The organism is Neisseria sp. HMSC064E01 (assembly GCF_001808875.1).
GTDB classification, from domain to species: domain Bacteria; phylum Pseudomonadota; class Gammaproteobacteria; order Burkholderiales; family Neisseriaceae; genus Neisseria; species Neisseria sicca_A.
In genome coordinates this window covers 53,620-76,714 of record NZ_KV794886.1, presented here as the reverse complement: position 1 = coordinate 76,714, position 23,095 = coordinate 53,620, and the positions used below count along the sequence as shown (strand labels likewise).

Annotated in this window: 25 protein-coding genes; 10 read left to right on the top strand and 15 right to left on the bottom strand. The window is 50.7% G+C overall.

Annotated elements, in window-relative coordinates:
- Nucleotides 1-101 precede the first annotated feature (101 nt).
- The 5 genes from HMPREF2572_RS01970 to HMPREF2572_RS01950 all read right to left on the bottom strand — a co-directional run bounded on the left by HMPREF2572_RS01970 (nucleotide 102) and on the right by HMPREF2572_RS01950 (nucleotide 3,269).
- Complete coding sequence (locus HMPREF2572_RS01970) at nucleotides 102-941, bottom strand: NAD-dependent epimerase/dehydratase family protein (protein WP_070495924.1); 840 nt, start codon at nucleotides 939-941, stop codon at nucleotides 102-104.
- A gap of 40 nt (nucleotides 942-981) precedes the next feature.
- Nucleotides 982-1,464: a DUF2269 family protein gene (locus HMPREF2572_RS01965; protein WP_003778699.1), complete on the bottom strand. Its 483-nt coding sequence runs from the start codon at nucleotides 1,462-1,464 to the stop codon at nucleotides 982-984.
- Nucleotides 1,461-1,850, bottom strand: a complete 390-nt coding sequence (locus HMPREF2572_RS01960; RefSeq protein ID WP_070495922.1) for a DoxX-like family protein — start codon at nucleotides 1,848-1,850, stop codon at nucleotides 1,461-1,463. The genes HMPREF2572_RS01965 and HMPREF2572_RS01960 overlap by 4 nt, the downstream gene beginning before the upstream one ends.
- Nucleotides 1,851-2,364: 514 nt before the next feature.
- Nucleotides 2,365-2,883, bottom strand: a complete 519-nt coding sequence (locus HMPREF2572_RS01955) for a GbsR/MarR family transcriptional regulator (protein WP_070495920.1) — start codon at nucleotides 2,881-2,883, stop codon at nucleotides 2,365-2,367.
- 125 nt (nucleotides 2,884-3,008) lie between these two features.
- On the bottom strand, nucleotides 3,009-3,269 hold the full coding sequence (locus HMPREF2572_RS01950) for a hypothetical protein (RefSeq protein WP_070495918.1): 261 nt from the start codon (nucleotides 3,267-3,269) through the stop codon (nucleotides 3,009-3,011).
- 394 nt (nucleotides 3,270-3,663) lie between these two features.
- On the opposite strand from HMPREF2572_RS01950, the gene hpnC reads away from it, so the two are divergent.
- On the top strand, nucleotides 3,664-4,479 hold the full coding sequence (hpnC, locus tag HMPREF2572_RS01945) for a squalene synthase HpnC (RefSeq protein WP_070495916.1): 816 nt from the start codon (nucleotides 3,664-3,666) through the stop codon (nucleotides 4,477-4,479).
- Between the two features lie 55 nt (nucleotides 4,480-4,534).
- Here the strand turns inward: hpnC and HMPREF2572_RS01940 are convergent, their stop codons facing one another.
- The 3 genes from HMPREF2572_RS01940 to HMPREF2572_RS01930 form a co-directional block, all read right to left on the bottom strand.
- Nucleotides 4,535-5,395: an EamA family transporter gene (locus tag HMPREF2572_RS01940; protein WP_070495914.1), complete on the bottom strand. Its 861-nt coding sequence runs from the start codon at nucleotides 5,393-5,395 to the stop codon at nucleotides 4,535-4,537.
- Nucleotides 5,396-5,574: 179 nt separating this feature from the next.
- Nucleotides 5,575-6,039, bottom strand: coding sequence for a carboxymuconolactone decarboxylase family protein (locus HMPREF2572_RS01935; RefSeq protein WP_070495912.1), 465 nt, complete (start codon nucleotides 6,037-6,039; stop codon nucleotides 5,575-5,577).
- Between the two features lie 143 nt (nucleotides 6,040-6,182).
- Nucleotides 6,183-6,848, bottom strand: coding sequence for an NAD(P)H-dependent oxidoreductase (locus tag HMPREF2572_RS01930; protein WP_070495910.1), 666 nt, complete (start codon nucleotides 6,846-6,848; stop codon nucleotides 6,183-6,185).
- A 104-nt stretch (nucleotides 6,849-6,952) separates the two neighbouring features.
- Here HMPREF2572_RS01930 and HMPREF2572_RS01925 point away from each other — a divergent pair, with 104 nt between their 5' ends.
- On the top strand, nucleotides 6,953-7,456 hold the full coding sequence (locus tag HMPREF2572_RS01925; RefSeq protein WP_070495908.1) for a MarR family winged helix-turn-helix transcriptional regulator: 504 nt from the start codon (nucleotides 6,953-6,955) through the stop codon (nucleotides 7,454-7,456).
- 45 nt (nucleotides 7,457-7,501) lie between these two features.
- Here HMPREF2572_RS01925 and HMPREF2572_RS01920 read toward each other — a convergent pair whose 3' ends face one another.
- The gene (locus HMPREF2572_RS01920) at nucleotides 7,502-8,308 is read right to left on the bottom strand and encodes a tetratricopeptide repeat protein (RefSeq protein WP_070495905.1); all 807 of its coding nucleotides are present in this window, start codon (nucleotides 8,306-8,308) and stop codon (nucleotides 7,502-7,504) included.
- A 47-nt stretch (nucleotides 8,309-8,355) separates the two neighbouring features.
- Complete coding sequence (locus HMPREF2572_RS01915) at nucleotides 8,356-8,604, bottom strand: hypothetical protein (protein ID WP_070495903.1); 249 nt, start codon at nucleotides 8,602-8,604, stop codon at nucleotides 8,356-8,358.
- 68 nt (nucleotides 8,605-8,672) lie between these two features.
- Here HMPREF2572_RS01915 and HMPREF2572_RS01910 point away from each other — a divergent pair, with 68 nt between their 5' ends.
- The 3 genes from HMPREF2572_RS01910 to prfH all read left to right on the top strand — a co-directional run bounded on the left by HMPREF2572_RS01910 (nucleotide 8,673) and on the right by prfH (nucleotide 11,122).
- The gene (locus HMPREF2572_RS01910) at nucleotides 8,673-8,903 is read left to right on the top strand and encodes a DUF2798 domain-containing protein (RefSeq protein ID WP_064084291.1); all 231 of its coding nucleotides are present in this window, start codon (nucleotides 8,673-8,675) and stop codon (nucleotides 8,901-8,903) included.
- A gap of 432 nt (nucleotides 8,904-9,335) precedes the next feature.
- Nucleotides 9,336-10,475: an RNA ligase RtcB family protein gene (locus HMPREF2572_RS01905; RefSeq protein ID WP_070495901.1), complete on the top strand. Its 1,140-nt coding sequence runs from the start codon at nucleotides 9,336-9,338 to the stop codon at nucleotides 10,473-10,475.
- Nucleotides 10,476-10,477: 2 nt separating this feature from the next.
- The gene (prfH, locus tag HMPREF2572_RS01900; protein ID WP_070495899.1) at nucleotides 10,478-11,122 is read left to right on the top strand and encodes a peptide chain release factor H; all 645 of its coding nucleotides are present in this window, start codon (nucleotides 10,478-10,480) and stop codon (nucleotides 11,120-11,122) included.
- A 120-nt stretch (nucleotides 11,123-11,242) separates the two neighbouring features.
- Here the strand turns inward: prfH and HMPREF2572_RS14525 are convergent, their stop codons facing one another.
- On the bottom strand, nucleotides 11,243-11,443 hold the full coding sequence (locus HMPREF2572_RS14525; protein ID WP_003675061.1) for a protein MIGRI: 201 nt from the start codon (nucleotides 11,441-11,443) through the stop codon (nucleotides 11,243-11,245).
- Nucleotides 11,444-11,600: 157 nt separating this feature from the next.
- On the opposite strand from HMPREF2572_RS14525, the gene HMPREF2572_RS01890 reads away from it, so the two are divergent.
- The 3 genes from HMPREF2572_RS01890 to HMPREF2572_RS01880 all read left to right on the top strand — a co-directional run bounded on the left by HMPREF2572_RS01890 (nucleotide 11,601) and on the right by HMPREF2572_RS01880 (nucleotide 14,271).
- On the top strand, nucleotides 11,601-12,740 hold the full coding sequence (locus HMPREF2572_RS01890; RefSeq protein WP_070495897.1) for a homoserine O-succinyltransferase MetX: 1,140 nt from the start codon (nucleotides 11,601-11,603) through the stop codon (nucleotides 12,738-12,740).
- Nucleotides 12,737-13,318 (top strand): methionine biosynthesis protein MetW, encoded by a 582-nt coding sequence (metW, locus tag HMPREF2572_RS01885; protein ID WP_003743445.1) that lies wholly within the window; start codon nucleotides 12,737-12,739, stop codon nucleotides 13,316-13,318. The genes HMPREF2572_RS01890 and metW overlap by 4 nt, the downstream gene beginning before the upstream one ends.
- Nucleotides 13,319-13,386: 68 nt before the next feature.
- Entirely contained in the window at nucleotides 13,387-14,271 is an 885-nt protein-coding gene (locus HMPREF2572_RS01880) for an NMB0938 family lipoprotein (protein WP_070495895.1), read from the top strand.
- Nucleotides 14,272-14,428: 157 nt separating this feature from the next.
- Here the strand turns inward: HMPREF2572_RS01880 and HMPREF2572_RS01875 are convergent, their stop codons facing one another.
- The 4 genes from HMPREF2572_RS01875 to potA all read right to left on the bottom strand — a co-directional run bounded on the left by HMPREF2572_RS01875 (nucleotide 14,429) and on the right by potA (nucleotide 18,847).
- On the bottom strand, nucleotides 14,429-15,724 hold the full coding sequence (locus tag HMPREF2572_RS01875; RefSeq protein WP_070495893.1) for an NAD(P)/FAD-dependent oxidoreductase: 1,296 nt from the start codon (nucleotides 15,722-15,724) through the stop codon (nucleotides 14,429-14,431).
- 130 nt (nucleotides 15,725-15,854) lie between these two features.
- On the bottom strand, nucleotides 15,855-16,742 hold the full coding sequence (locus HMPREF2572_RS01870) for an ABC transporter permease subunit (RefSeq protein WP_070495890.1): 888 nt from the start codon (nucleotides 16,740-16,742) through the stop codon (nucleotides 15,855-15,857).
- Entirely contained in the window at nucleotides 16,742-17,707 is a 966-nt protein-coding gene (locus HMPREF2572_RS01865) for an ABC transporter permease subunit (RefSeq protein ID WP_003759903.1), read from the bottom strand. The genes HMPREF2572_RS01870 and HMPREF2572_RS01865 overlap by 1 nt, the downstream gene beginning before the upstream one ends.
- A gap of 15 nt (nucleotides 17,708-17,722) precedes the next feature.
- Nucleotides 17,723-18,847 (bottom strand): ABC transporter ATP-binding protein, encoded by a 1,125-nt coding sequence (potA, locus tag HMPREF2572_RS01860; RefSeq protein ID WP_009312960.1) that lies wholly within the window; start codon nucleotides 18,845-18,847, stop codon nucleotides 17,723-17,725.
- 540 nt (nucleotides 18,848-19,387) lie between these two features.
- Between potA and radC the strand changes: the two genes are divergently transcribed.
- Nucleotides 19,388-20,068: a RadC family protein gene (gene radC, locus HMPREF2572_RS01855; RefSeq protein ID WP_070495888.1), complete on the top strand. Its 681-nt coding sequence runs from the start codon at nucleotides 19,388-19,390 to the stop codon at nucleotides 20,066-20,068.
- A gap of 330 nt (nucleotides 20,069-20,398) precedes the next feature.
- Nucleotides 20,399-22,972, top strand: a complete 2,574-nt coding sequence (gene clpB / locus HMPREF2572_RS01850) for an ATP-dependent chaperone ClpB (RefSeq protein WP_070495886.1) — start codon at nucleotides 20,399-20,401, stop codon at nucleotides 22,970-22,972.
- Nucleotides 22,973-23,095: the final 123 nt, after the last annotated feature.

Here is a 23,095-nt window from a genome sequence, read left to right as displayed (position 1 = left end):
GTACTGGTTTAAAGTTAATCCACTATATTAGGGCAAAAGGTCGTCTGAAACCGGCTTTAGGCGGGACGGTTTCAGACGACCTTTTCTTGTGTATGGCTGATTCAGCCTTGACGGGAAAAGTTTTCCGCAGCTAATGGCGCTCTCCCCAATAAAGCTGCAAAATCAGAATAATCGGCGCATGAGCCTTGTTTGAGCAGGGCAAAGCTGTCACGGCTGATGATGCCGTTGCTGAGGATGTTTGCCAACGGCAGCGCAGGGTCAATCAGGCGCAGGGGGATGGGCAGGATATGTTGCGGGGGTTTGTGGTGCAGGGTTTGGCGGAGGGTGATCAGGTATTCCGCCAAGGTCAGCGTTTGGCTGCCGGTCATATTGATGATGCTGTGGCCGGCGTCGGTTTGGACGGCCAGTTTTGCCAAACCTTCGGCAACATCGGCAAGATGTACGGGCTGTAAGTAAAAGCGTCCGCCTTCCGGCAGTGGAAGTAAAGGGAGGTGGGCTAGTTTGATGAACAGTTCGCAGCTGGTTCCCCCACGCCCGTAAACGACGGATGGTCTGGCTATGGCAATCGGGATGCTGCTTTGGGCGACGGCATTATCTCCACGTCCTTTACTGCCGACAAAGTTGATGGGTTGAGATGGGTCGGCACCCAGTGCGGATAGTTGCACCCAGCGTTTTATGCCTGCTGTTTTTGCCCATGCGGCGAGTTGTTTGGGCGTACGGTGGTGTACGGTTTCGAGTATTTCGGCATGACGGCTCATGATGCCGATGCAGTTGATAAGGACGTCTTGCCCCTCTAATAAACGGCGTGCGGCGGTTTCGTCAGGATGAAGAAAATCGAAGGCGCGGCGGTCGGGCGTGTAAACTTGGTGACCTTGTTCTTTTAAGATTTGGGCGGTACGGCTGCCGATGAAGCCGCTGCCTCCGAAAATGATGATGTTCATGGTTTTTCTTTATGGTGTTGCTGAGGTCGTCTGAAAATCTTTAAATCGGTTTCATCACCATCAGGAAGTAAATCACGATAGTGGCGCAAAAGGCGGGATAGCCCAGCAATTCCCAGCGTCTGGCATAACGCCAATAGGGTTCTGGAATGGTGTCTGCGTTTTCTTTATGCGCTTGTTCGGCAATCTTTGCCATACGGATTTGCAGCCAGACAACGGGCAGCCAGCAAATGCCTGCAAGGATGTATAAACCGATCGTCATCCATACCCAATTTTGTTCCAGCATGGTGGAAACGGTATAGCCGCGTTCGTACAGCATCCATAAACCGGACAAGGGTTGGAAAATGACGGCGGGGGTCGTAAACCACCAATCTGCTTTGATGACCCAATGCGATACGACCGACTGCGCGGCGACCGAACCGCTGCGGTTTGCCCAAAAGAGGTAAAACGCCGTACCAAAACCGGTACCGACCATTAAGGTAGCCGAGATGATGTGCAGGGTTTTAACGATTAAATAGGTGTTCATTTTTTATCTCCTACGGATTGATACAGGAAAAATAAAGTAGCCATAATCGGCAGGTTTTTTACCAAAGGCGCAAACGGGTGCGCCCACATTTCGGGCAGCCTGAAGGCAATAATCAGGCTGTATGCCGCGACGGTTATCAATTGCAGCAGCCATATTTCGGAACGGGCGCGAAAGCGGCTGAAGCATAAAAAGGCAAAACCGATGTCCAGCAGTGAAGCGGCGATTAATGTCGGCCATTGCAGCGGATTGGGAATACCGACCGAATGCAGCAAATCCAATGACATTTCAGGCATGAAAAACAGAGGTTGGGTACCGCTCCAGAGCCATAGCAGCCCCATCGAGTAAGACAGGTAAGCAGGGAGATTGCGTGTAGTGTTGGCGGACATATTGGTTTCCTAATTTCATTTTGGTTTGTTTATATATTTAGCCTGTAATTTCTAAAATTTCTGTCAAAAGAGAAATATAAAGGTAAAAAAATTAGGCAGGTTCCCGAATATCGTCTTCCCCAGGAGGATTAGGCAGACTTAAAAGACCGACAATCAAAGAATAAGTACCGCCTATTACCACGCCGGCTAGGAGGCTGGTGATAAAATCCGCACCAAACAATAAAAGATATAGGCAACTGCATAATGATCCGGTTATGATTGCCCGGATAAGGCCGCGTAAGTCTCTGTATGTAGACGTCAAGCTTAAAATCAAACCGCAAATTAGGGCAGGTGCGGTAAAGAATAAAGCATAGTAGCCGAGACTAAACGCAAAAAATAGCGTAGATGCAGCATAAACGACGATGACTCTCCCTCTCGGATAGTCAAAATAATCTTCTGTTGAATGCGACATAACACACCTATGATTGCGTAAGAGAAACCGGGTTGGGTATATTAAAAACCCATTTGATTGGCATCATCGGAAAAATTTTTGTATTCCGGCGCCTATTTTTAAAATTTTCACCATGGTTGAAGTAGAAAGTTTCAACATTTCATTTGCCCACATGGTAAGCGTATTGATGAAATCATGGGTTTGTCGGATTCGCTGTTTGGCGGTTTCGTTTTCCTGACTAAATTCAGGGCTGTCGATCAGGCTTTGCAAAAATTGCCGCGTCGGTTCGATTTCACGCTGCATACGCATTTCTGCGATGGTGCGGAACAAAGTCCAGACGTCGTCTGAAGTTTCAAAATGATCGCGCCTGTCGCCCAAAATATGCACGGTATGCACCAGTCTCAAGTTTTGCAGCTCTTTGATGCTGTTGCTGACATTGGAGCGCGCTACGCCAAGCGTTTCGGTAATTTCTTCGGCATTCATCGGTCTGCCTAAAATATAGAGCAGGGCATGGATTTGCGCAACGGTACGGTTGACGCCCCATTTGGTGCCCATTTCGCCCCAGTGGAGGATGAATTTTTCAGTAGTCGGATTCAGTTTCATAGTGAGGGTATTTTATTTTTGTCTTTTATTTCTGTCAATACAGAAATAAAAGATTTTTTGAAAATAACAAAAACAGGCGGACCGAATATTGCCCGCTATTCAGTCCGCCTGTTTGGAAAGGCAGATTATTTTTTTGACTGTTGTTTGTAGTATTCCAGCAGTTGCTTCGCTTGCAATAAAGGCAGTCCGAAATGCTCGTTGATGTTTTTGAGGTCTGTTGTTTCTTTTCCGGTCAGATTTTGCTTAAGCCATTTCAGATTGTCCGGATTGTTTTTGATTTTTTCAAAATACGCCTGCTTACGCTTCCAATTACGCGACCACACCAGTAGCATGGTGAAAATACATAGAACGATTAAGAAAATATTCGTGAAAGCCATCATATTCATCGTCGTCTCCGCTTGCTTGGAAGTATGGGGATTATAAGCGAATCAATCGGTTGCGGATATATTGTGGAGCGTGGAAGGTGTGGTTTCGGGTTAGGTTTTGATGGGACAGCCTATTTCCGTATTGCGATTCGTCATTTCAATATAGTTTTTGCCGTAGCTAAAATCCGTTGTGTGAATAGGGTCGTCTGAATTTGGAAAACAAGATGATTGGGTGTTTGGCGTTCGGATTTCTGTTTGCGTCGTACAGTTAAATCATTAATAAAATAATGTGTTGTGTTAAAATCATGCTGAGTTGCTAATATGGGTTTGAAAGTATATCGCGTTGTTGGTAAACCATTTGAGAATGCGGCTCCGTACTTTCAGACGACCCCAAAATACCGAATTTAAAATATCTATGTCCGTCAATCATTACGAAAATTTCCCCGTCGGCTCGCTTGTCATGCCGCGTCGTCTGCGCAAACCTACTCATGCCGTTTACGCTTTTGCGCGTACTGCGGACGACCTCGCCGATGAAGGCAATGCCGAGGCTGATGAACGCTTGCGCGCTTTGGACGAACTCAAGTCCGAACTCGACCGCATACAGCGTGGCGAAACGCCGCTGACCCCGCTAATGCAACGTTTGCAACGCGAAGCCATCGAACCGTTCAAGCTGCCGCTGCAGCCGTTTTACGATCTTTTGTCCGCATTTAGTCAGGATGTTGTTAAAACCCGCTATCAGGATTTTGGCGACCTGATCGACTATTGCCGCCGTTCCGCCAACCCAATCGGACGCATTATGCTGCACCTTTACGGACAGACCGACGAAGTCAGCATCGCCCAAAGCGACGGCATCTGTACCGCGTTGCAACTCATCAACTTTTGGCAGGACGTTGCCGTCGATTGGCAGAAAGGCCGCGTCTATATCCCACAGGACGACTTGGAAAAATTCAAAGTAAGCGAAGCGCAAATTGCAGAAGGCAAAGCGGATTTCGCGTTTCAAAGACTGATGTCGTATGAATGCAACCGCGCATTTCAAATGCTCAAAGGCGGTTCGCCCTTGGGTAAAACGCTGAAAGGACGTTTGGGGTTTGAATTGCGGATGATTATTGTCGGCGGACAACTGATTTTGCAGAAACTGGACGGCAGCAAATACGATGTATTTACGCAGCGCCCTGTTTTGGATAAGAAAGATTGGCTGATTATTCTGAAACGGGCATTCTTGAAGAAATAAACCGACCGGTGCAAAAGGTCGTCTGAAAACGCAGCTTGAAGGCTCAAGGCTGTTTTCAGACGACCTTTTTCATGACTGCCCGTTGCACCCCGAATATCGATACCAATACCAACGTAAATCCCAGCAGCGATTTTGCGTCCATTCCTTGCCCTAAAAACAGCCAGCCCAAGACAAATGCCGAGACGGGGCTGAGCAATCCCAGCGACGAAACCGCAGCAGGCGAAAGTTTCGCAATTCCTCTGAAAAACAGCACATAAGCCAACACGGCGCCAAACAGGCACAAATACAGATAGCCGCCGATATTGGCAGGACCTAACGATTCAAGCGGCGGTTCGGTCAGTAGGGCAACGGGCAGTAAAAACAAGCCGCCGATAAAAAGCTGCCAGCCGGTAAACGCCAACACGGGCAGCGAAGTGCGGCGGTGTTTCGACAAATACACGCCCAACGCCATCGCCGCCGCGCCCGCCAATGCCGCCAAAATCCCCGTACCGTCATAGCGCGTCTGCGGCGACAATACCAAGAGCGCAATCCCCAAAACCCCTGCCGCCGACCAAGCCCAAGCCGCTTTGGGCGGCATGGTTTTGCCGATTAACCAAGTGAACACCAGCACCATCAGCGTCTGCGTCGAACTCAATACCGCCGCCAGTCCGCCCGGCAAGCGATACGCCGCCACAAACAGCATAGCTTGAAAAAAGCCGATGTTCAAAAAACCGAGCAAGACAACGGTCACCCATTCATCGCGTTTGGGTATCCGCCGCGTCCACGCCAACAGCAAAAGCCCGGCGGGCAACACGCGAAAAAGCGCGGCGGTAAACGGCCTGTCCGGCGGCAGAAATTCGGTGGTCACGAGATAGGTGCTGCCCCAAATCAGCGGGGCGAGTGCGGTAGTCAGGATGGTGGCGGTACGGCTGGGCATTTTGATTCTCGTAGGAATGCAGCTTTTCAGATTGACTATGCAGTAGGTCGTCTGAAAAAAGGGAATGGGGTGTGATGGGGCAACAGCAGCCTGCAATTTGTTTTTGAATGTGCAGACTGCTTTTTATATTTTAGGTAGCCTCTGTCGTTGTTTGATCGATTTCAGATTGTCTTGCCAGGTTAAACCAGCCCTGCTTTCTCCAATCCCATCAGACTATCCATGCTGCCTGCCGGGGTGGCAAAAGCCACGTTCAGGCGGTTCCAGACGTTGATGGTGTTGATGACGTGGGTCAACGCTACCAGTTCTTCTTCATCAAAATGAGCACGTATTGCTGCGTAGTCCGCATCGTGAATACCCCGTTCGGAGATGCGGGTCAGGTTTTCCGCCCATTGCAGCGCGGCCCGTTCTTTTTCGGTAAACAGGGTGGATTCGTGCCAAACGGCCAAATGGTGCAGGCGCAGTTCTCGCTCGCCATGCAGCTTGGCTTCTTTAACGTGCATATCGACACAAAAAGCGCAGCCATTGATTTGCGAAACACGAAGTTTCACCAAATCTTTCAAGGTATTATTCAGCGTGAGGCTGGCTTCCAAAGCCAGCAGTGCCTTATAGCTGTCAAGGGCATATTGGGAATAGTGTAAGCGCATAAGTCCTCCAAATAAATGAATAAGCGGGTGGGAAATTTGGCCTATCGGAAACCTTCTCTTCTTCATTCAAGTGCAGGCTGCCATCGGTCAAAACTCTTAATTTTGCCAACTGGTGAATGTCTGTGTGGCTGATTTTCAGGCGTTTATTCGATCCAATCAACGATATCTTCTATCGTCTGCCGCGTTTTAGCGCGCTTGGGTTCGCCTGTGCGATAGCCAAACGCCGCCATGACGCTGACGCGGTATTCATCAAGATTGATTAAACCTTTTTCCGACAGCAGTTTTTCCACATTGTCTTTTTGAAAGCCTTCCATCGGCGTGGAATCGATGCCGACCAGCGCAGCGGCAGTCATCATGTTCGCTAACGCAATATAGGTTTGCTTGGACGCCCAGTCGTTAAATGCGCGCGGATTATCAGCAATGGCAAAATCGGTTTCGGCAAACTGGTTAAAAAAACCTTGCATCATTTCAACGGTTTCAGCCGGCATCCCATGCACACCGCCCCAGATTTTTTCCTGATAACCCGTCTGCATGGCAGCCTGCGTCCGCGCCAGTAGAATCACAAAATGGCTGCAATCCATAATTTTTTCCGCCGCGCCCCATGCGATGTCGCGCAACTCTTCGCGCAGAGTACCGTTTTGCACCACTAAAAACCGCCAAGGTTCCAGCCCGAACGAGCTGGGCGACAGGCGTGCGGTTTCCAGAATATAAGCAAAATCATCGGCAGGGATTTTTTTCGCCGCATCATAACTTTTGCAGGCGTGGCGGAAACGGAAGGCATTTAAAACGGTTTGTTTATCGGCAAACATGGTTTTCTCCAGTTGATTTATCTTGATTTCAAGTTAAATATAAATAGAAATTAGCTTGAAGTCAAGATAAAATAATCACCATTGAAAACCGAACGGAGCATTCTATGACCGAACACCTTGATGCAGCCGCCCGCGCCGTTGCCCAATGGAAGCAGGAACTACCAGAATTGGAAGCAGAGAACATGTTGTTAATAGGTCGTCTGAAACGCGCCGCTGCTTTAATCGCACGCGAATTGGAAAAAGTTTACGGAGAATACGGTTTAACCGAAGGCTCGTTCGACGTGCTTGCCACCCTGCGCCGCAGCGGCGCGCCTTATACGTTGACCCCAACTGAGTTGTTCTCTTCGCTGATGGTAACATCAGGTACCATGACCACGCGCCTGAAAAACTTGGAAAACCAAGGCTTAATCGACCGCCTGCCCAATCCGGACGACGCGCGAAGTATGCTGGTGCGTTTGACCGATAAAGGCAAAGAATTGATTGAGAAAGCTTTGTTTCCGCATGTGGAGAACGAAAAGCTGCTGATGAAAAAATTAGATTTAAAAACCAAAACATCGCTTCAATACGGACTGGAGGAATGGCTGGATATTTTGGAAGGGAATAAGTGAAAGGTCGTCTGAAAACGCGACACGCCGTTTTCAGACGACCTCAGTTTATTGTGCAGACTTTTTCTTGTCCAGCCGCTTCAATTGCTTGGCGGCATATTTATTGCCAGCCTCAGCGGCACGGCGGTAGTAGCGGGCGGCTTTTTTCAGACGACCGGCATCTTCATAGAGGATACCGAGGTTGGATAATGCCATGATGCAGCCCGCGCGGGCGGCGAGTTTGTACCATTTTTTTGCCTGGTGTGTGTTGCGGCGCATGCCGTTGCCCTTGTAGTAGAGGAAGCCTATGTTGTTGCAGGCGGCTTCATCTGCTTGTAAGGCGGCGCGGGCGTACCATTTGTAGGCTTTGGTGTAGTTTCGGGGCAGACCGAGGCCTTCATCGTATAGGTAGCCGAGGGCGCGTTGAGCTTCGGCGCAACCCGCTTTGGCTGCTTTGCGGTAGAGCTGACAGGCCTTCTGAATGTCTTTTTTGCAGCCGAGGCCGCGCTCGTGCAGCAAGCCGAGGCGGTAGGTCGCATAGGCTATATCAGGGTTTGTAATACTGTGTTGCTTAAAGGCGCGTGTATACCATTTGCGGGCGCGGCGGTAGTCGGGCTTTTCTGCAAATTCGTACAGGCGGCCGAGGGATTCCTTTGCTTTTGGGTGACCGAGTTTGGCGGCACGGCGGTAATATTTTTCGGCTTTGGTGAGGTTTGGTTTGGCGCCTTCGCCGTACTGGCAGGCATTGCCGAGACCGAACCAGCCGTCGGGACAGCCTTTTTGGGCGAGTTTGCGGTAGGCGGCGTAGGCTTCGTCAGAACAGACATAACTGAGGCATTCGAGCAGGGCGGCGCGGTAGAGGGATTTAGGATTCATGGTTTCTGCCTTTCTGGTGGTTTCAGACGACCTCTGTGTGGAACCGTTTACAAAATGAATTTGGCGTGTAGTCCGCTTTTTGAATGGCTTTTCGGAAGTTTTACCGCCAGCGGTTGGGCGTGCTGCGGTTGATGCGTATGGGTGGTCAGTAAGGTTTTGATTTTTGTGTTTTTGATTTTCAGACGACCTTTGGGGTCGTCTGAAAACTTGTCGGAACAGGTTTGAACAGATGATAAACCAAGCGGCGGTCTGACAACGTGGAACGATGGTTCGGGTAGTGTGTCTGTATTTGCCAATTTATCTTATTTTCGTGTTTTGATAAATGATTTAAACTGTGCAGTATGGATTTTTTGAGGGAAACGAGATGAAAAAATTGCCGAAAAAATACGCGGGCGTATTGTTTTCTTTTTACGCTTCGGCGGTGATGGTGCTGATTGTGAGTGCAGTGCTGGTGGCACTGAATACCGGTATCGATGCGGGTTACCCGCTGCGTTTGTTGAAATCGTATCTGATTACTTGGCCGGTGGCATTCGCCAGCCTGCTCGGGGTGCGACCATTGGTGGTGAAATGGGTGGCGGCTTCGGTAGCGGATTGAGGTCGTCTGAAAGCATCAAAAGCAGCCTGCACTTTGGTTTTTAAAGGTGCAGGCTGCTTTTTTGTATCCATTACGTCATGGCGCTATTGCAACACCCATTCATAGAAAAACACAGTTTGATTGTAACGTTTCAAACATTTCCCCTATAATCCGCCTGTTTTCAATTTTCACATGCAAAGAAAGGAGCCGCCATGACACGCAATACTTCAATCCGCTCAATCACATTCTTTGCAGCCCAAGCGTCGGTCTGATTTTCGGACAACGCGTTCCCGCATTTCCCTATCGCCCGCTTCGGGCTGCTTTCCCATCAATCGGACAGAGGTCGTCTGAAAATGTCAGACGGCAGTTGGTATATTTTCAAACCGGACATCTTTTTCGTTTTGTCGGTTTGGACTCGTTTTGCCATCTGTCCGTTTTAAAGAAAGCATACACATGGGCAATTATCAAAATCCCCATCATATTCATATCATCGCTGATTCAGAAACCTGGATTGAAGGCAACGCCGTCGCTCAACTCGAAACCACCGCCAAGCTGCCGCACATGTTGCGCGTAGCCGGTATGCCTGATTTGCATGCGGGGCGCGGTTATCCCGTCGGCGCAGCGTTTTTCAGCGAACACCATTTTTACCCCGCGCTCATCGGCAACGACATCGGCTGCGGCATGGCGTTTTGGCAAGCGGATTTGTCCGCCGCCAGGCTCAAACCCGCCAAACTTGCCAAGCAGCTTGGCAACATCGATACGCCTTTGAGCCAAGACGAACAAGAAGCCTTGCTTGGGGAATCCGCATCCGATTATCCGTTTTCAGACGACCTCGCAGTCGGCACCATCGGCGGCGGCAATCATTTTGCCGAATTGCAAACCGTTGAAACCGTTTACCGCGACGATTTGCTTCCCGCTGCCTTTGATTCAAACCGTTTGCAATTATTGGTACACAGCGGTTCGCGCGGACTGGGTCAGCAGATTTTGCAACGCCACATCGAAGCCTACGGCCATCGAGGTTTGGCGGAAGGCAGCGAGGCTGCGGCGGACTATCTTGCCGAACATCAGGCAGCCCTTGAGTTTGCCCGTTTAAACCGCCGTCTGATTGCCGCCAGAATGCTCGACCGCTGGCGCACGGAAGGCGATTGCCTGCTCGACGTGCATCACAATTTCCTCGAACAAACCGAAATCGCGGGGCAAACCGGCTGGCTGCACCGAAAAGGCGCAACGCCCGCCGATAAAGGTCTGGTCATGATACCCGGCTCGCGCGGCGATTACAGCTATCTGGTTCTGCCGACCCAAGATTGTCAGATTTCGCTGAACACATTGGCACACGGCGCAGGACGGAAATGGCAGCGCGGCGAATGCAAAGGCCGCCTGTCGCACAAATATTCCGCCGACAGCCTGCGCCAAACCGCATTCGGCAGCGTGGTCGTTTGTCAGGATAAGGCTTTGATTTTTGAAGAGGCTCCGCAGGCTTATAAAGACATAGACAGCGTCATTTCAGCCATGAAAAACGCAGGTCTGATTGAATTGGTCGCTTGGTTCAAACCCGTTTTAACTTACAAAACCAGCGGCGGATGCGGAGAATAAATATGAAGCAAAATTTACAAACGATTTATCTGCAAATTTCCACTGCACAAGGGCCTGCCGAATGCCGCATCTTTGCCCGTTTCGTATTGGGCAGGCTGCTTGCCGAGGCGAAGGCGGAAGGTGTCGAGGTGGAAATCATCTCCGAAACTGTGGATAAGCACGGCATTATGTCGGCGGTGCTTAAATTGGACGGCAAGCATGCCGAAACTTTGGCACAGCGTTGGCAAGGGTCGCTCCAATGGATATGCACCAGCCCCGTCCGTCCGAAACATCCGCGCAAAAACTGGTATATCGGCGTTTTCCGTATGCCTGATATGCCTGAAATGCCGTCTGAAAGCGAAATCGAGTTTCAAACTTGCCGTTCGGGCGGTAAAGGCGGGCAGCACGTCAATAAAACTGAAAGTGCCGTCCGTGCCACTCATAAAGCAAGCGGTATTTCCGTACGGGTCGAAAGCGAACGCAGTCAGCATGCCAACAAAAAATTGGCTTTGACCCTGCTGGCGCAAAAGCTGGCGGAACATCATGCCGGACAGACCGACGATTACGCCCGCGCACAGCACAGCCAGCTTTATCAGGTGGAACGTGGCAACCCGAAACGGACGTTTGTCGGAACGGAATTTAAGGAGAAGTCGAATTTTAAACGTTGAGCTGAGACAGCCGCTTTGGCAATGTCGTCATCCCCCGTGTTTTTAATATACGGGAAAAGGTCGTCTGAAAACCTGAATTTGGGTTTTCAGACGACCTTTTGTCTGGCTATCAACGTCCGGTCAATAAGAATCCGGAATGTGTTTGAAATACAGCATGACCAGATACCAAAACAGCGTCGCTGCGGCTGCACCGAGCAGCACCCATGCGCTGATTTTGGCGACATCGCGCAGGGCGCGTTTTTGCTTGCGGCTGAAGAGGCGGTTGATGATCAGCGCGGCAAGTGCGAAAAAGAAAAAAATACGGAAAAGTCTGCCTATCATATCGGGAAGCGGGGGAGGTCGTCTGAAAATGTATGGTTCGGGCGCGGCAGCATGGGGACGGATGTTTCAGCGCGTCGGGCTGCTTGTCCGACCGTGTCAAAAAGTCATGCCGTTTGCTATATAATAACGCTTTTCGCCGCATTTGTTGGGATAGGATATGAGTCAAAGTGCCTCGGTGGGCATTGTAACGCCCCAAAAAATTCCGTTTGAGATGCCGCTGGTTTTGGAAAACGGTAAAACTTTGCCGCGTTTCGATCTGATGATTGAAACCTACGGCGAGCTGAATGCCGAAAAAAACAATGCGGTTTTAATCTGCCATGCGCTGTCGGGCAACCATCATGTTGCGGGCAGACATTCGGCGGAGGATAAATATGCGGGCTGGTGGGACAATATGGTCGGACCCGGCAAACCGATTGATACGGAACGTTTTTTCGTGGTCGGTTTGAATAATTTGGGCGGCTGCGACGGCAGCAGCGGGCCTTTGTCGATCAATCCTGAAACGGGCAGGGAATACGGCGCGGATTTTCCGGTGGTTACGGTGAAGGACTGGGTAAAATCCCAAGTCGCGCTTGCCGACTATCTCGGCATCGAACAATGGGCGGCGATTGTCGGCGGCAGCTTGGGCGGTATGCAGGCTTTGCAGTGGACGATTTCCTATCCCGAGCGCGTGCGCCATGCCTTGGTGATTGCATCTGCGCCGAAACTGTCCACGCAAAATATCGCGTTCAACGATGTAGCACGTCAGGCGATTTTGACCGACCCCGATTTTAACGAAGGACATTACCGCAGCCACAATACCGTTCCCGCACGGGGCTTACGGATTGCCCGTATGATGGGGCACATCACTTATCTTGCCGAAGACGGTTTGGGCAAAAAATTCGGACGCGATTTGCGCTCCAACGGTTATCAATACGGCTACGGCGTTGAATTTGAAGTGGAATCCTATCTGCGTTATCAGGGCGACAAATTCGTCGGACGGTTCGACGCCAACACTTACCTGCTTATGACCAAAGCTTTGGACTATTTCGATCCAGCGGCGGATTTTGGCGACAGCCTGACCCGCGCCCTGCAAAATGTGAAAGCGAAATTTTTCGTCGCCAGCTTCAGCACCGACTGGCGTTTCTCGCCCGCGCGTTCCAAAGAGCTGGTCAAAGCGCTGATTGCCGCGCACAAGCCGGTGCAGTATATCGAAGTCAAATCCAACCACGGCCATGACGCCTTTTTGATGGAAGACGAGGCCTATATGCGCGCCGTAGCGGTTTATATGAACAATGTTGACAAGGATTGCCGATCATGAATTTGCGCGACGATTTGCAGTTGATTTACGACTGGATTCCCGAAGGCAGCCGCGTCTTGGACTTGGGCTGCGGCGACGGCGAATTGCTGGCGGCTTTGGTGGAACACAAAAAATGCAGCGGCTACGGCATCGAAATCGACACCGACAGCGTCATCGCCGCCATGTCGCGCGGCGTGAACGTTATTCAAGCCGATTTGGAGCAGGGTTTGGCAGAATTTGGCGACCAGACGTTTGACGTTATCGTCTTGAGCCAAACCATCCAAGCCATGCAAAACACCGAAAAAATCCTGCGCTGCCTCATGCGCGTGGCGAAACAGGCGATTGTCAGCTTCCCGAATTTCGGCTACTGGCGCAACCGCTTCCAAATCGCTATCGGCGGGCATATGCCGGTTTCCGAGCGTATGCCCTACCATTGGTACGACACGCCGAATATCCATTGGTGTACGCTCAAAGACTTTGATTTATTGTGCGCCAAAAACAAAATCCGCGTCCTCGAGCGCGCGGTCATGACGGGCAACAAACAGGTCAAACATTTCCCCAACCTGTTGGGCAGCTTGGCGTTTTACCGCGTCGGGTAAGATGGATTGAGCACCTTGCTGGCAATAACAAGGTTCTTGAGTTCTATGAATAACAGGTCGTCTGAAAAATGAAATGGCAGATTTTCAGACGACCTCTTTATGTTGAAAATAAAATAATGAAAAATGAAACGTCATCACTTCTCTTATGGCTTACTGCAATCATGCTGACTGCGTGTTCTCCAAGCAAAGAAGATAAAACAAAAGAAGTCGGCGCATCCGCTGTTCCATCCTCCGCGTCATCAGCTTCTTCCCAACCCGATTTGAATCCAATCGCGTCCAACTCTAATAGCGTCAAGCAAGTAGAAAGCGCACCTTCTTCAAACTGCACCAACCTGCATCAGATTGGCGGCATTGATGATTTTGTCCGTCAGATTGCCGAAAATATCGATTCCAGTTGTTTGTTTGAACGCAGCCCTAAAGAATTAGCGGCGATTTGGGGCATTCCCGGCGGAGACAATCCGCTGGAGCAGGCACTGTTCCCTGATATTGATCCGAATGATCCTAAAAACGTTGATAAAGTGATAGAGGCTATTGATCAGATGGGAAAAGGGGAGCGGAGCTATAATCAGCAGGCGGTTGAACCGGTGGTACAAGAAATGAAAGCACTCAGGCGTCGGGATACTTTGGTTTTATCAACAGGCAAACAGACAAGCCAAGGTTCGGATCAGCCACTGAGGGTAACGCACAATTTCGACATAGAAGGAACGCCGGAATATCTTAAGAAACACGGCGGCGGGTTTGGCGGTAGTTTTCAAAACATCAGCCAGTTGCCCGAATATTTGAAAGCGCGCGGGAAGATTTTTGAGGTGCAACGGGTATTCCGCTTATTCAACCGCGACCGCAGCCCTGATAAGCCTTATCTGGAAATCGTGTTCGACGAAAGTGGAAAAATTGTTTCGATTACCGTATATGAAAATGTTTCCAATCCGGCAAGCGAGATTCATTTGATGTAATGGGTTTGGAGCACAAACGGAGAGGGGGAAAATCTGGACTTATTGAGCGTTCGTTGTGAATTTGATGCGATAAGCAGTTTGAATCGAAAAGGTCGTCTGAAACCTGAATCGGGTTTCAGACGACCTTTTGTTGATGTGTTCGAGCTTAACCAAATGCTTAACGGCTGTCTTTCCATTGGTAATATTTCGAGCCGAGGAAGGAGCCGAGTTTGCGCAGGAAAGGTTGGGTAATGATGCTGGGGTGTTTGAGTTTTTCAAATGGTTTCAGACGACCATCGTCGCCCATGATGGCTTCGGCGATGGCAAGGCCTGCTATGCCGGTAATTGCCATGCCGTGTCCCGAGTAGCCTTGGGCATAGTAAACATTGGGCGCGAGTCTGCCGAAGTGGGGGGCGAGGTTGGCGGTGATGTCGCATTCGCCGCCCCATGAATGTTCGATTTTGACATCGGCAAGCTGAGGGAAGACTTTGAGCATGTCTTGGCGGACAAGCTCGGTCATGCGGTCGGGATTGTCGATGAACTCGTTGTCTTTGCCGCCGAAGAGCAGGCGGCCGTCGGCACTGAGGCGGTAGTAGTCGAGGACGTGTCGGTTGTCGCAGACAGCCATGTTGTTGCGGATGAGTTCTTTGGCGCGTTCGCCCAGCGGTTCGGTGGCGATGATGAAGGTGCTGACGGCGATGGCTTTTTTTTCCAACGGCTTGAATTTTTGATGCAAACCCGCGTAGGTGTTGACGGCATACACGAGGTTTTGGCATTCGATGCTGCCGTCCGGGGTATGGACGAGCCAGCCGCCTTGATAGGGTTCGATACGGGTCATCGGGGACTGTTCGAAAATCTGCGCGCCTGCTTCGGCAGCGGCGCGGGCGATGCCCAGGGTGTAGTTGAGCGGATGGAGGTGGCCGGAATGAGGATCGAACTGTGCGCCCAAGTACATATCGCTGGCAAGTTGTTGCTTGAGCGTGGCTTTATCCCAGAGTTGGTAATGGGTAGCGCCGTAATGTTGTCGGGCGTGTTCATGCCATTGTTGCAATTCTTCCCAATGCTGCGGGCGGATGGCGACGGTGGCGTAGCCGCGCTGCCAGTCGCAAGCGATTTGGTGTTTTTTAACCCGTTCGTCAACGAGTTCGACGGCTTGCAGGGATTGCTGCCAAAACCAGCGGGCTTGTTCCAGGCCGACTTGCTTTTCGATTTCTTCCATACCGCAGGCGTAATCGCTGATGACTTGCCCGCCGCTGCGCCCTGATGCGCCGAAGCCGATACGGGCGGCTTCGAGTACGGTAACTTCGCGTCCGTTTTCGGCAAGGGGAAGGGCTGTGCAAAGTCCTGTCAATCCTCCGCCGATGACGCAGGTCTCGGTTTTCAGACGACCTTCAAGCTTGGGATAAGCGGCGTGGGGATTGATGGTGCTGAAATAATAGGAGGGAAGGTATTCTTTGAAATTGGGATGAATCATGGGGTAATGCTTTGTGTGGTTTCAGACGACCTTTGGAGAGTAGTTGAGGGTCGTCTGAAAAGTTGTCAAACAGGTTGTGTGAAGAAAACAGGCTGACCTTGCATTGATGCGGTCAGCCTGTCTGATTGGGTCAATTCGCTTTTTCTGCGGCGAGCTTTTCCTGACGGTAGGCTTCGGCTGCTTCCCGATCGCGTTTGGTTGCTTGGCGCATCATCCAGTAATTGATGACGATGACCAGCGTACCGATGATGCCGATGAGAATGGTTGCCAACACGTTCATCTGCGGGTCGAGACCCAGCTTGATTTTGGAGAAAATCACCTGCGGCAATGTAGAAGAACCGGGGCCGGACAGGAAGGAGGTAATCACCAAATCATCCAGCGACAGGGTAATGCCGAGCAGAAAACCTGAAGCGATGGCAGGGGCAATCAAGGGCAGGGTGATGACGAAAAAGATTTTCAGCGGACGCGCACCCAAGTCCATTGCTGCCTCTTCGAGCGATTGGTCAAGCTCCACCAGACGCGAACGGATGACGACGGTAATGTATGCCATACAAAGCGTCGTATGTCCGAGAAAAATGGTGAAGAAACCGCGGTCGAAGTACAGTCTTTGTAGCAATTCGCTGCCTTGCAGGAACATTTGCACCTGAATAATCAGGAGCAGCATGGACAGACCGGTAATCACGTCAGGCATAACCATAGGCGCGGAAATCATACCGGCGAACAAGGTGCTGCCACGGAAGCGTTTGATGCGCGCCATCGCGTAGCCTGCCAGCGTACCCAAAACGACAGCTGCAAGCGAAGAAACAGCGGCAATGCGCAGCGACAGCCACGCAGCTTCCAAGATGGTGTCGTTTTCCAGCAATGCGCCGTACCACTTGGTCGAAAAGCCACCCCAAACGGTAACCAGCTTGGATTCGTTAAACGAATAGATGACCAAAACGACCAGCGGAATATACAGAAACGCCAGCGACAGCATCAGCATCAGTTTCAGGAACCAAGATAATCGGGATTTTTGCATTATTTGGCTCCTTCTTCCAATTCGCGGTTTTCATAATGCTGGAACAGTGCAATCGGCACGACCAGCAGTGCGACCATGACGACGGCGACGGCGGAAGCCAGCGGCCAGTTGTTTTGGTCGAAGAATGCCTGCCACAATACTTTACCGATCATCAGGTTTTCCGAACCGCCGACCAGCTCGGGAATCACAAATTCACCGACTGCGGGAACAAAAACCAGCATGGAGCCTGCGATGATGCCGGTTTTGGACAGGGGCAGGGTAATGGTGAAGAACGATTTGACTGGTCCTGCACCCAAATCAGAAGCAGCTTCGAGCAGGCGGTTGTCGAGTTTCACCAGTTGCGTATAAAGTGGCAGAATCATAAACGGCAGATAGGCATAAACCATAACCAAGTTCAGCGAGAACGCGTTGTAGAACAGGTCTAAAGGTTCTTCGATAATCTGCATTTTGAGCAGGAAATTGTTGATGATGCCGTTGTGTCCCAGTAGCCCCATCCATGCATAGACGCGCAGCAGGAAAGAAGTCCAGAAGGGCAGCATGATCGCAAGTAGCAGACCGTTGCGCATGGCTGGATTGGCGCGCGAAATCGCATAGGCGGTCGGATAACCGATCAACAGACAAATGATGGTCGTCGTCAGCGCAGTCTTAATCGAAGACCAGTAGGTCATCAGGTAGATATTGCTGTTTTCGCTGTCGCCGAACGGATTCAGGGTATTCCAAAAATTCTGGAAAATATCGGCATAGTTTTGATAACTGATGGCGATGTTCAGACGACCTAAATCTTCATCGACGCTGGTCAACGGTGTAAACGGCGGAATGGCGATTTCTTGTTCGGCAAAGCTGATTTTCAGTACGATGGCGAACGGAATCAGAAACAGCACCAAAAGCCAAATATACGGCACGGCGATAACCGCGCGCTGACCCGGGCGGCGGAACAGTTTGTTTTTCAGTTTTTTAAGGTTCATCTCATTCCCCTTAAATTAACGGAACAACGGAGTCGGTTGGTTTTCCGGCCAGCTGATATAGACGGTTTCGTCCCAAGTCGGCGGCGTGATGTTGCGGACATACCAATAAGGTGCGGGAACTTGGCTTTTGACGACGCGGCCGTTGGCGAGTTTGATGTGGTAGATGGCGAAGCTGCCCAAGTAGGCGATTTCTTCCACTGTGCCTTTTGCCCAGTTGAAGCTGCCCAAGTGGTCGGGTTTTTCTTTGTACAAATCAATGTCTTCAGGGCGGATGCTGACCCAAATGTCTTGTTCGCTCGGGCCGCCCAGACCGTGGTCGATGCGGACGTGGTTTTCCAAGCCTTCGCATTCGATGACGGCATAATCGGCATGGTCGTCAATCACGACGCCGCCAAAAATATTGGTCTCGCCGATGAATTCGGCGGTAAAGCGGCTGTTGGGGTAGTCGTACACGTCGCTGGGCGTACCGACCTGTTGCAACTGACCGTCAGACATAATGGCGATGCGGGTCGCCATCGTCATCGCCTCTTCTTGGTCGTGCGTTACCATGATGCAGGTTACGCCGACTTGTTCGAGCGTATTGACCAATTCGAGCTGGGTTTGTTGGCGCAGTTTTTTGTCCAACGCGCCGAGAGGTTCGTCAAGCAGCAGGATTTTCGGACGTTTTGCCAAGCTGCGTGCCAAAGCGATACGCTGTTGCTGACCGCCGGATAATTGATGCGGTTTGCGCTTGGCGTATTTGGTCATCTGAACCAGACGCAGCATTTCTTCCACGCGCGCAGCGATTTCATCTTTGGGCATTTTGTCTTGTTTCAGACCGAAGGCAATGTTCTGTTCCACAGTCATGTGCGGGAACAGGGCATAGCTTTGAAACATCATATTGATAGGGCGCTCGTAGGGGGCAAGTTTGGTAATGTCTTGACCGTCCAGAATGATTTTGCCCTGATTAGGGCTTTCCATGCCCGCCAGCATACGCAGCAGCGTGGATTTGCCGCTGCCTGAGCTGCCCAAAAGGGCAAAGATTTCATGTTGATAAATATCCAAGTCGATGTTATCGACAGCGTAATTGTCACCAAACTTTTTCACCAAGCCTTGGATTTTAAGATAAGGTTTGGCTGAAGACGCAGTGGTTGCGGTCATAATGGCAATACTCCAATAAAAATGACGAGTACCGGCAAAACGGATTTTCGAAAGGGTGATAAAAAGCTGTTTGATTGCTGGCGGGAGTCGCAACGTCGAAACGTCGTCTGAAACTCTTGTGAAGCGCACGGGCAGCATGGATGGGAAACGGGTGGAAATCCAAGGATAAACCGCCTCCGCCGAACTCGCTATTATATTAGCCTATGGCACGCAGGGGCAATACGAAATTGCCCGAAGGGGCTGATTTCCCGCGGATTTGATTTAAACAGGACATTTTGAAACCTGTCAGATTGAATCTGCGGTCAATCCATACGGGTGAATAAGGAAAGGCAATCGCTTTCACAAGCGAAGTTGAGCGCGTTGTTTTTATGCAATTAATTTATATGAATATTATGCTTATATTTTAAATATTCATTCAAAATATAATAAAATATAAAATATTTACAATAGTTGCTTAATAAGCATTTCGTTGCAGAAAGTGCAATAACAAGCAGATTTTCAAATAGATTTTTTTCGTGAATGTTCACGCAAGGGGTAAACATGAGTATCAAACAATGGCCTGAAGGCGAGCGGCCGCGCGAGAAATTGTTGGCACATGGCGCAGGTGCGTTGAGCGATGCGGAGTTGCTGGCGATTTTGCTGCGGGTGGGTACGCGCGGGATGAGTGCGGTGGATTTGGCGCGTTATCTGCTGAACGAGTTTGGCAGCTTGGGCAAGCTGATGAGCACCGACGCTAAAACGCTTTCCGCATACAAGGGCATGGGTTTGGCAAGTTTTACCCAGTTTGCCGTCGTCAAAGAAATCGGCAGGCGGATTTTGGGCGAGGATTTACAGGAGAACATCACGCTTTCCAGTCCGAAAACCGTTGCCGACTATCTGCGCCTGCATTTAGGGCACGAAAAGATAGAAGTCAGCACCGCGCTTTTGCTCAACCGCCAAAACAGGCTGATTGCCATGCGCGAACTCTCGCGCGGAACAGTGGCGGAAAATACCGTCTATATCAGGGAAATCGTCAAGCTCGCATTGGACGAATACGCCGACAGCCTGATTATCGCGCACAATCATCCCGGCGGTTCGGCAACGCCTTCGCAATCGGACATCGCGTTTACAGGTCGTCTGAAACAGGCTTTGGCATTGGTTGATGTCTCACTTTTGGATCATTTTATTGTTACGGCGAAAGAAGTCTGCTCGATGCGGGAACGGGGGTATATGGAAGGGTAAGGAAGGTGTCTTGCTGGAGTTAAGCGGATTGTCTTAGTTCTGATGCTGTGAGAACTGATTGATTTCATTAGTATTCGACTGTCAGAAAGGTCGTCTGAAAAATGTTTTCAGACGACCTTTTTTGCGAATGTGGAAGTTTTTATTTTTGTATCGGTAATCTCTTTTGAACTCAAACAATAAAAGTTATACACATATATTTTAAAATTAAAACCTATATAAAACAGTAATATAAGTATATTTTTCTATTTTAATGAAATTTATGGTGTTGAGTTATCCACATTTGGGCCTATATTGGGTGTAACGAAATTCTAACCAAAGGAAACCAAAAAGATGAGATTCGACAAATTAACCGCCAAATTCCAGCAAGCCCTTGCAGAAGCTCAGAGTTTGGCGTTGGCTGCGGACAGCAGCTATCTGGAAGCGGGCTTTGTGCTGAAAGCCTTGCTTGACGACCAAAACAGCGGAGCCGCCGCGCTCTTGGCTCATGCGGGCGTGAATGTGCCGCAGGTAAAACAGCGTTTGCAGCAGCATTTGAACAGCCTGCCGAAAGTATCCGGCCAGGGCGGCGATATTCTGCCCAGTCGCGAATTGCAGGCGGTGTTGAACCTGATGGACAAAGCGGCAACCAAACGCGGCGATGCCTATATCGCCAGCGAACTTTTCCTGCTTGCCTTGGTGCAGCAGAACGATGCGACCGGCAAAATCTTGAAAGAAGCCGGTGCGACCGAACAAAACATCAATGCCGCGATTGACGCGGTACGAGGAGGACAAAACGTGAATGATGCCAATGCCGAAGACCAACGCGATGCGTTGAAAAAATACACGCTCGATCTGACCCAGCGCGCCCGCGACGGCAAACTTGACCCCGTTATCGGCCGCGACGACGAAATCCGCCGCGCGATTCAGGTGCTGCAACGCCGCACCAAAAACAACCCTGTGCTGATCGGCGAACCGGGCGTGGGTAAAACCGCCATCGTCGAAGGTTTGGCGCAACGCATCGTCAACGGCGAAGTGCCTGAATCCCTGCGCAACAAACGCCTGCTGGTTTTGGATTTGGCGGCATTGATTGCCGGCGCGAAATACCGCGGCGAATTTGAAGAACGCTTGAAAGGCGTGTTGAACGACTTGGCAAAAGACGATGGCAACACTCTGATTTTCATTGATGAAATCCATACTTTGGTCGGCGCAGGCAAAACCGACGGCGCAATGGATGCGGGCAATATGTTGAAACCGGCTTTGGCGCGCGGCGAACTGCACTGTATCGGCGCGACCACTTTGGACGAATACCGCCAATACATCGAAAAAGATGCGGCACTCGAACGCCGTTTCCAAAAAGTATTGGTCGGTGAACCTAGCGTGGAAGACACCATCGCCATCCTGCGCGGTTTGCAGGAGCGTTATGAAATCCACCACGGCATCGACATCACCGACCCCGCCATCGTTGCCGCCGCGGAATTGAGCGACCGCTACATTACCGACCGCTTCCTGCCCGACAAAGCGATTGACTTGATTGACGAAGCTGCCAGCCGCATCAAAATGGAGTTGGACAGCAAACCCGAGCAGATGGACAAGCTCGACCGCCGCATCATCCAGCTCAAAATGGAAAAAATGCACGTTGCCAAAGAAAGCGACGACGCCAGCAAAAAACGTTTGGAACTGATAGACGAAGAAATCGACGGCCTGCAAAAAGAATACGCCGATTTGGACGAAATTTGGAAAGCCGAAAAAGCCGCGTCTTCCAGCACCGCCGACATTAAGAAACAGATGGACGACATCAAAGTCAAAATCGAGCAGGCCAAACGCCAAGGCGACTTCGCCCGCGCGTCCGAACTCGAATACGGCGAGTTGCCGAAATTGGGTGCGCAGTTGCAGGCGGCGGAAAGTAACCCTGACGGCAAAAAACAAAACAAACTCTTCCGCACCGAAGTCGGCGCGGACGAAGTGGCCGAAATCGTATCGCGCATGACCGGCATTCCTGTGTCCAAAATGATGGAAGGCGAACGCGACAAGCTGTTGAAAATGGAAGAAGTATTGCACCGCCGCGTGGTCGGACAAGACGAAGCCGTGCGTGCCGTGTCCGACGCCATCCGCCGCAGCCGTTCCGGTCTTGCCGATCCGAACAAACCTTACGGCAGCTTCCTGTTCCTAGGCCCGACCGGCGTCGGTAAGACCGAGTTGTGCAAAGCTTTGGCAGGCTTCCTGTTCGACAGCGAAGACCACCTCATCCGTATCGACATGTCCGAATACATGGAAAAACACGCCGTTGCCCGCCTCATCGGCGCGCCTCCGGGCTATGTCGGCTACGAAGAGGGCGGCTATCTGACCGAACAAGTCCGCCGCAAACCGTACAGCGTGATTCTTTTGGACGAAGTGGAAAAAGCCCATCCCGACGTGTTCAACATCCTGTTGCAAGTATTGGACGACGGCCGCCTGACCGACGGACAAGGCCGCACCGTGGACTTCAAAAATACCGTCATCGTCATGACTTCCAACATCGGCAGCCAGCACATCCAACAAATGGGCACGCAGGATTATGAAGCTGTGAAAGAAGCGGTGATGGAAGAAGTGAAAGCCTACTTCCGCCCCGAAATGATCAACCGTATCGACGAAGTGGTTGTGTTCCACGGACTGGATCAGGAGAATATCCGCAACATCGCGAAAATCCAGCTCAAAGGCTTGGAAAAACGTTTGGAAGCGCAGCACCTGCACCTGAAAGTGGACGATGCCGCCTTGGATTTGATTGCCAAAGCCGGTTTCGACCCCGTGTACGGCGCCCGCCCGCTCAAACGCGCCATCCAGTCGGAAATCGAAAACCCGCTGGCCAAAGCCCTGCTCGAAGGCAAATACGCGCCCGACAGCACGATTCATGTGAAAGAAGAGGGCGGCAAGCTGGTGTTTGCTTGATTTAATGGTCTGATGAAAGGTCGTCTGAAAACTTGATTGTAGGTTTTCAGACGACCTTTTTATTGAAATGGGCTGTCTTCAGTTTGGATTCAATTTATAGTGGATTAACTTTAAACCAGTACG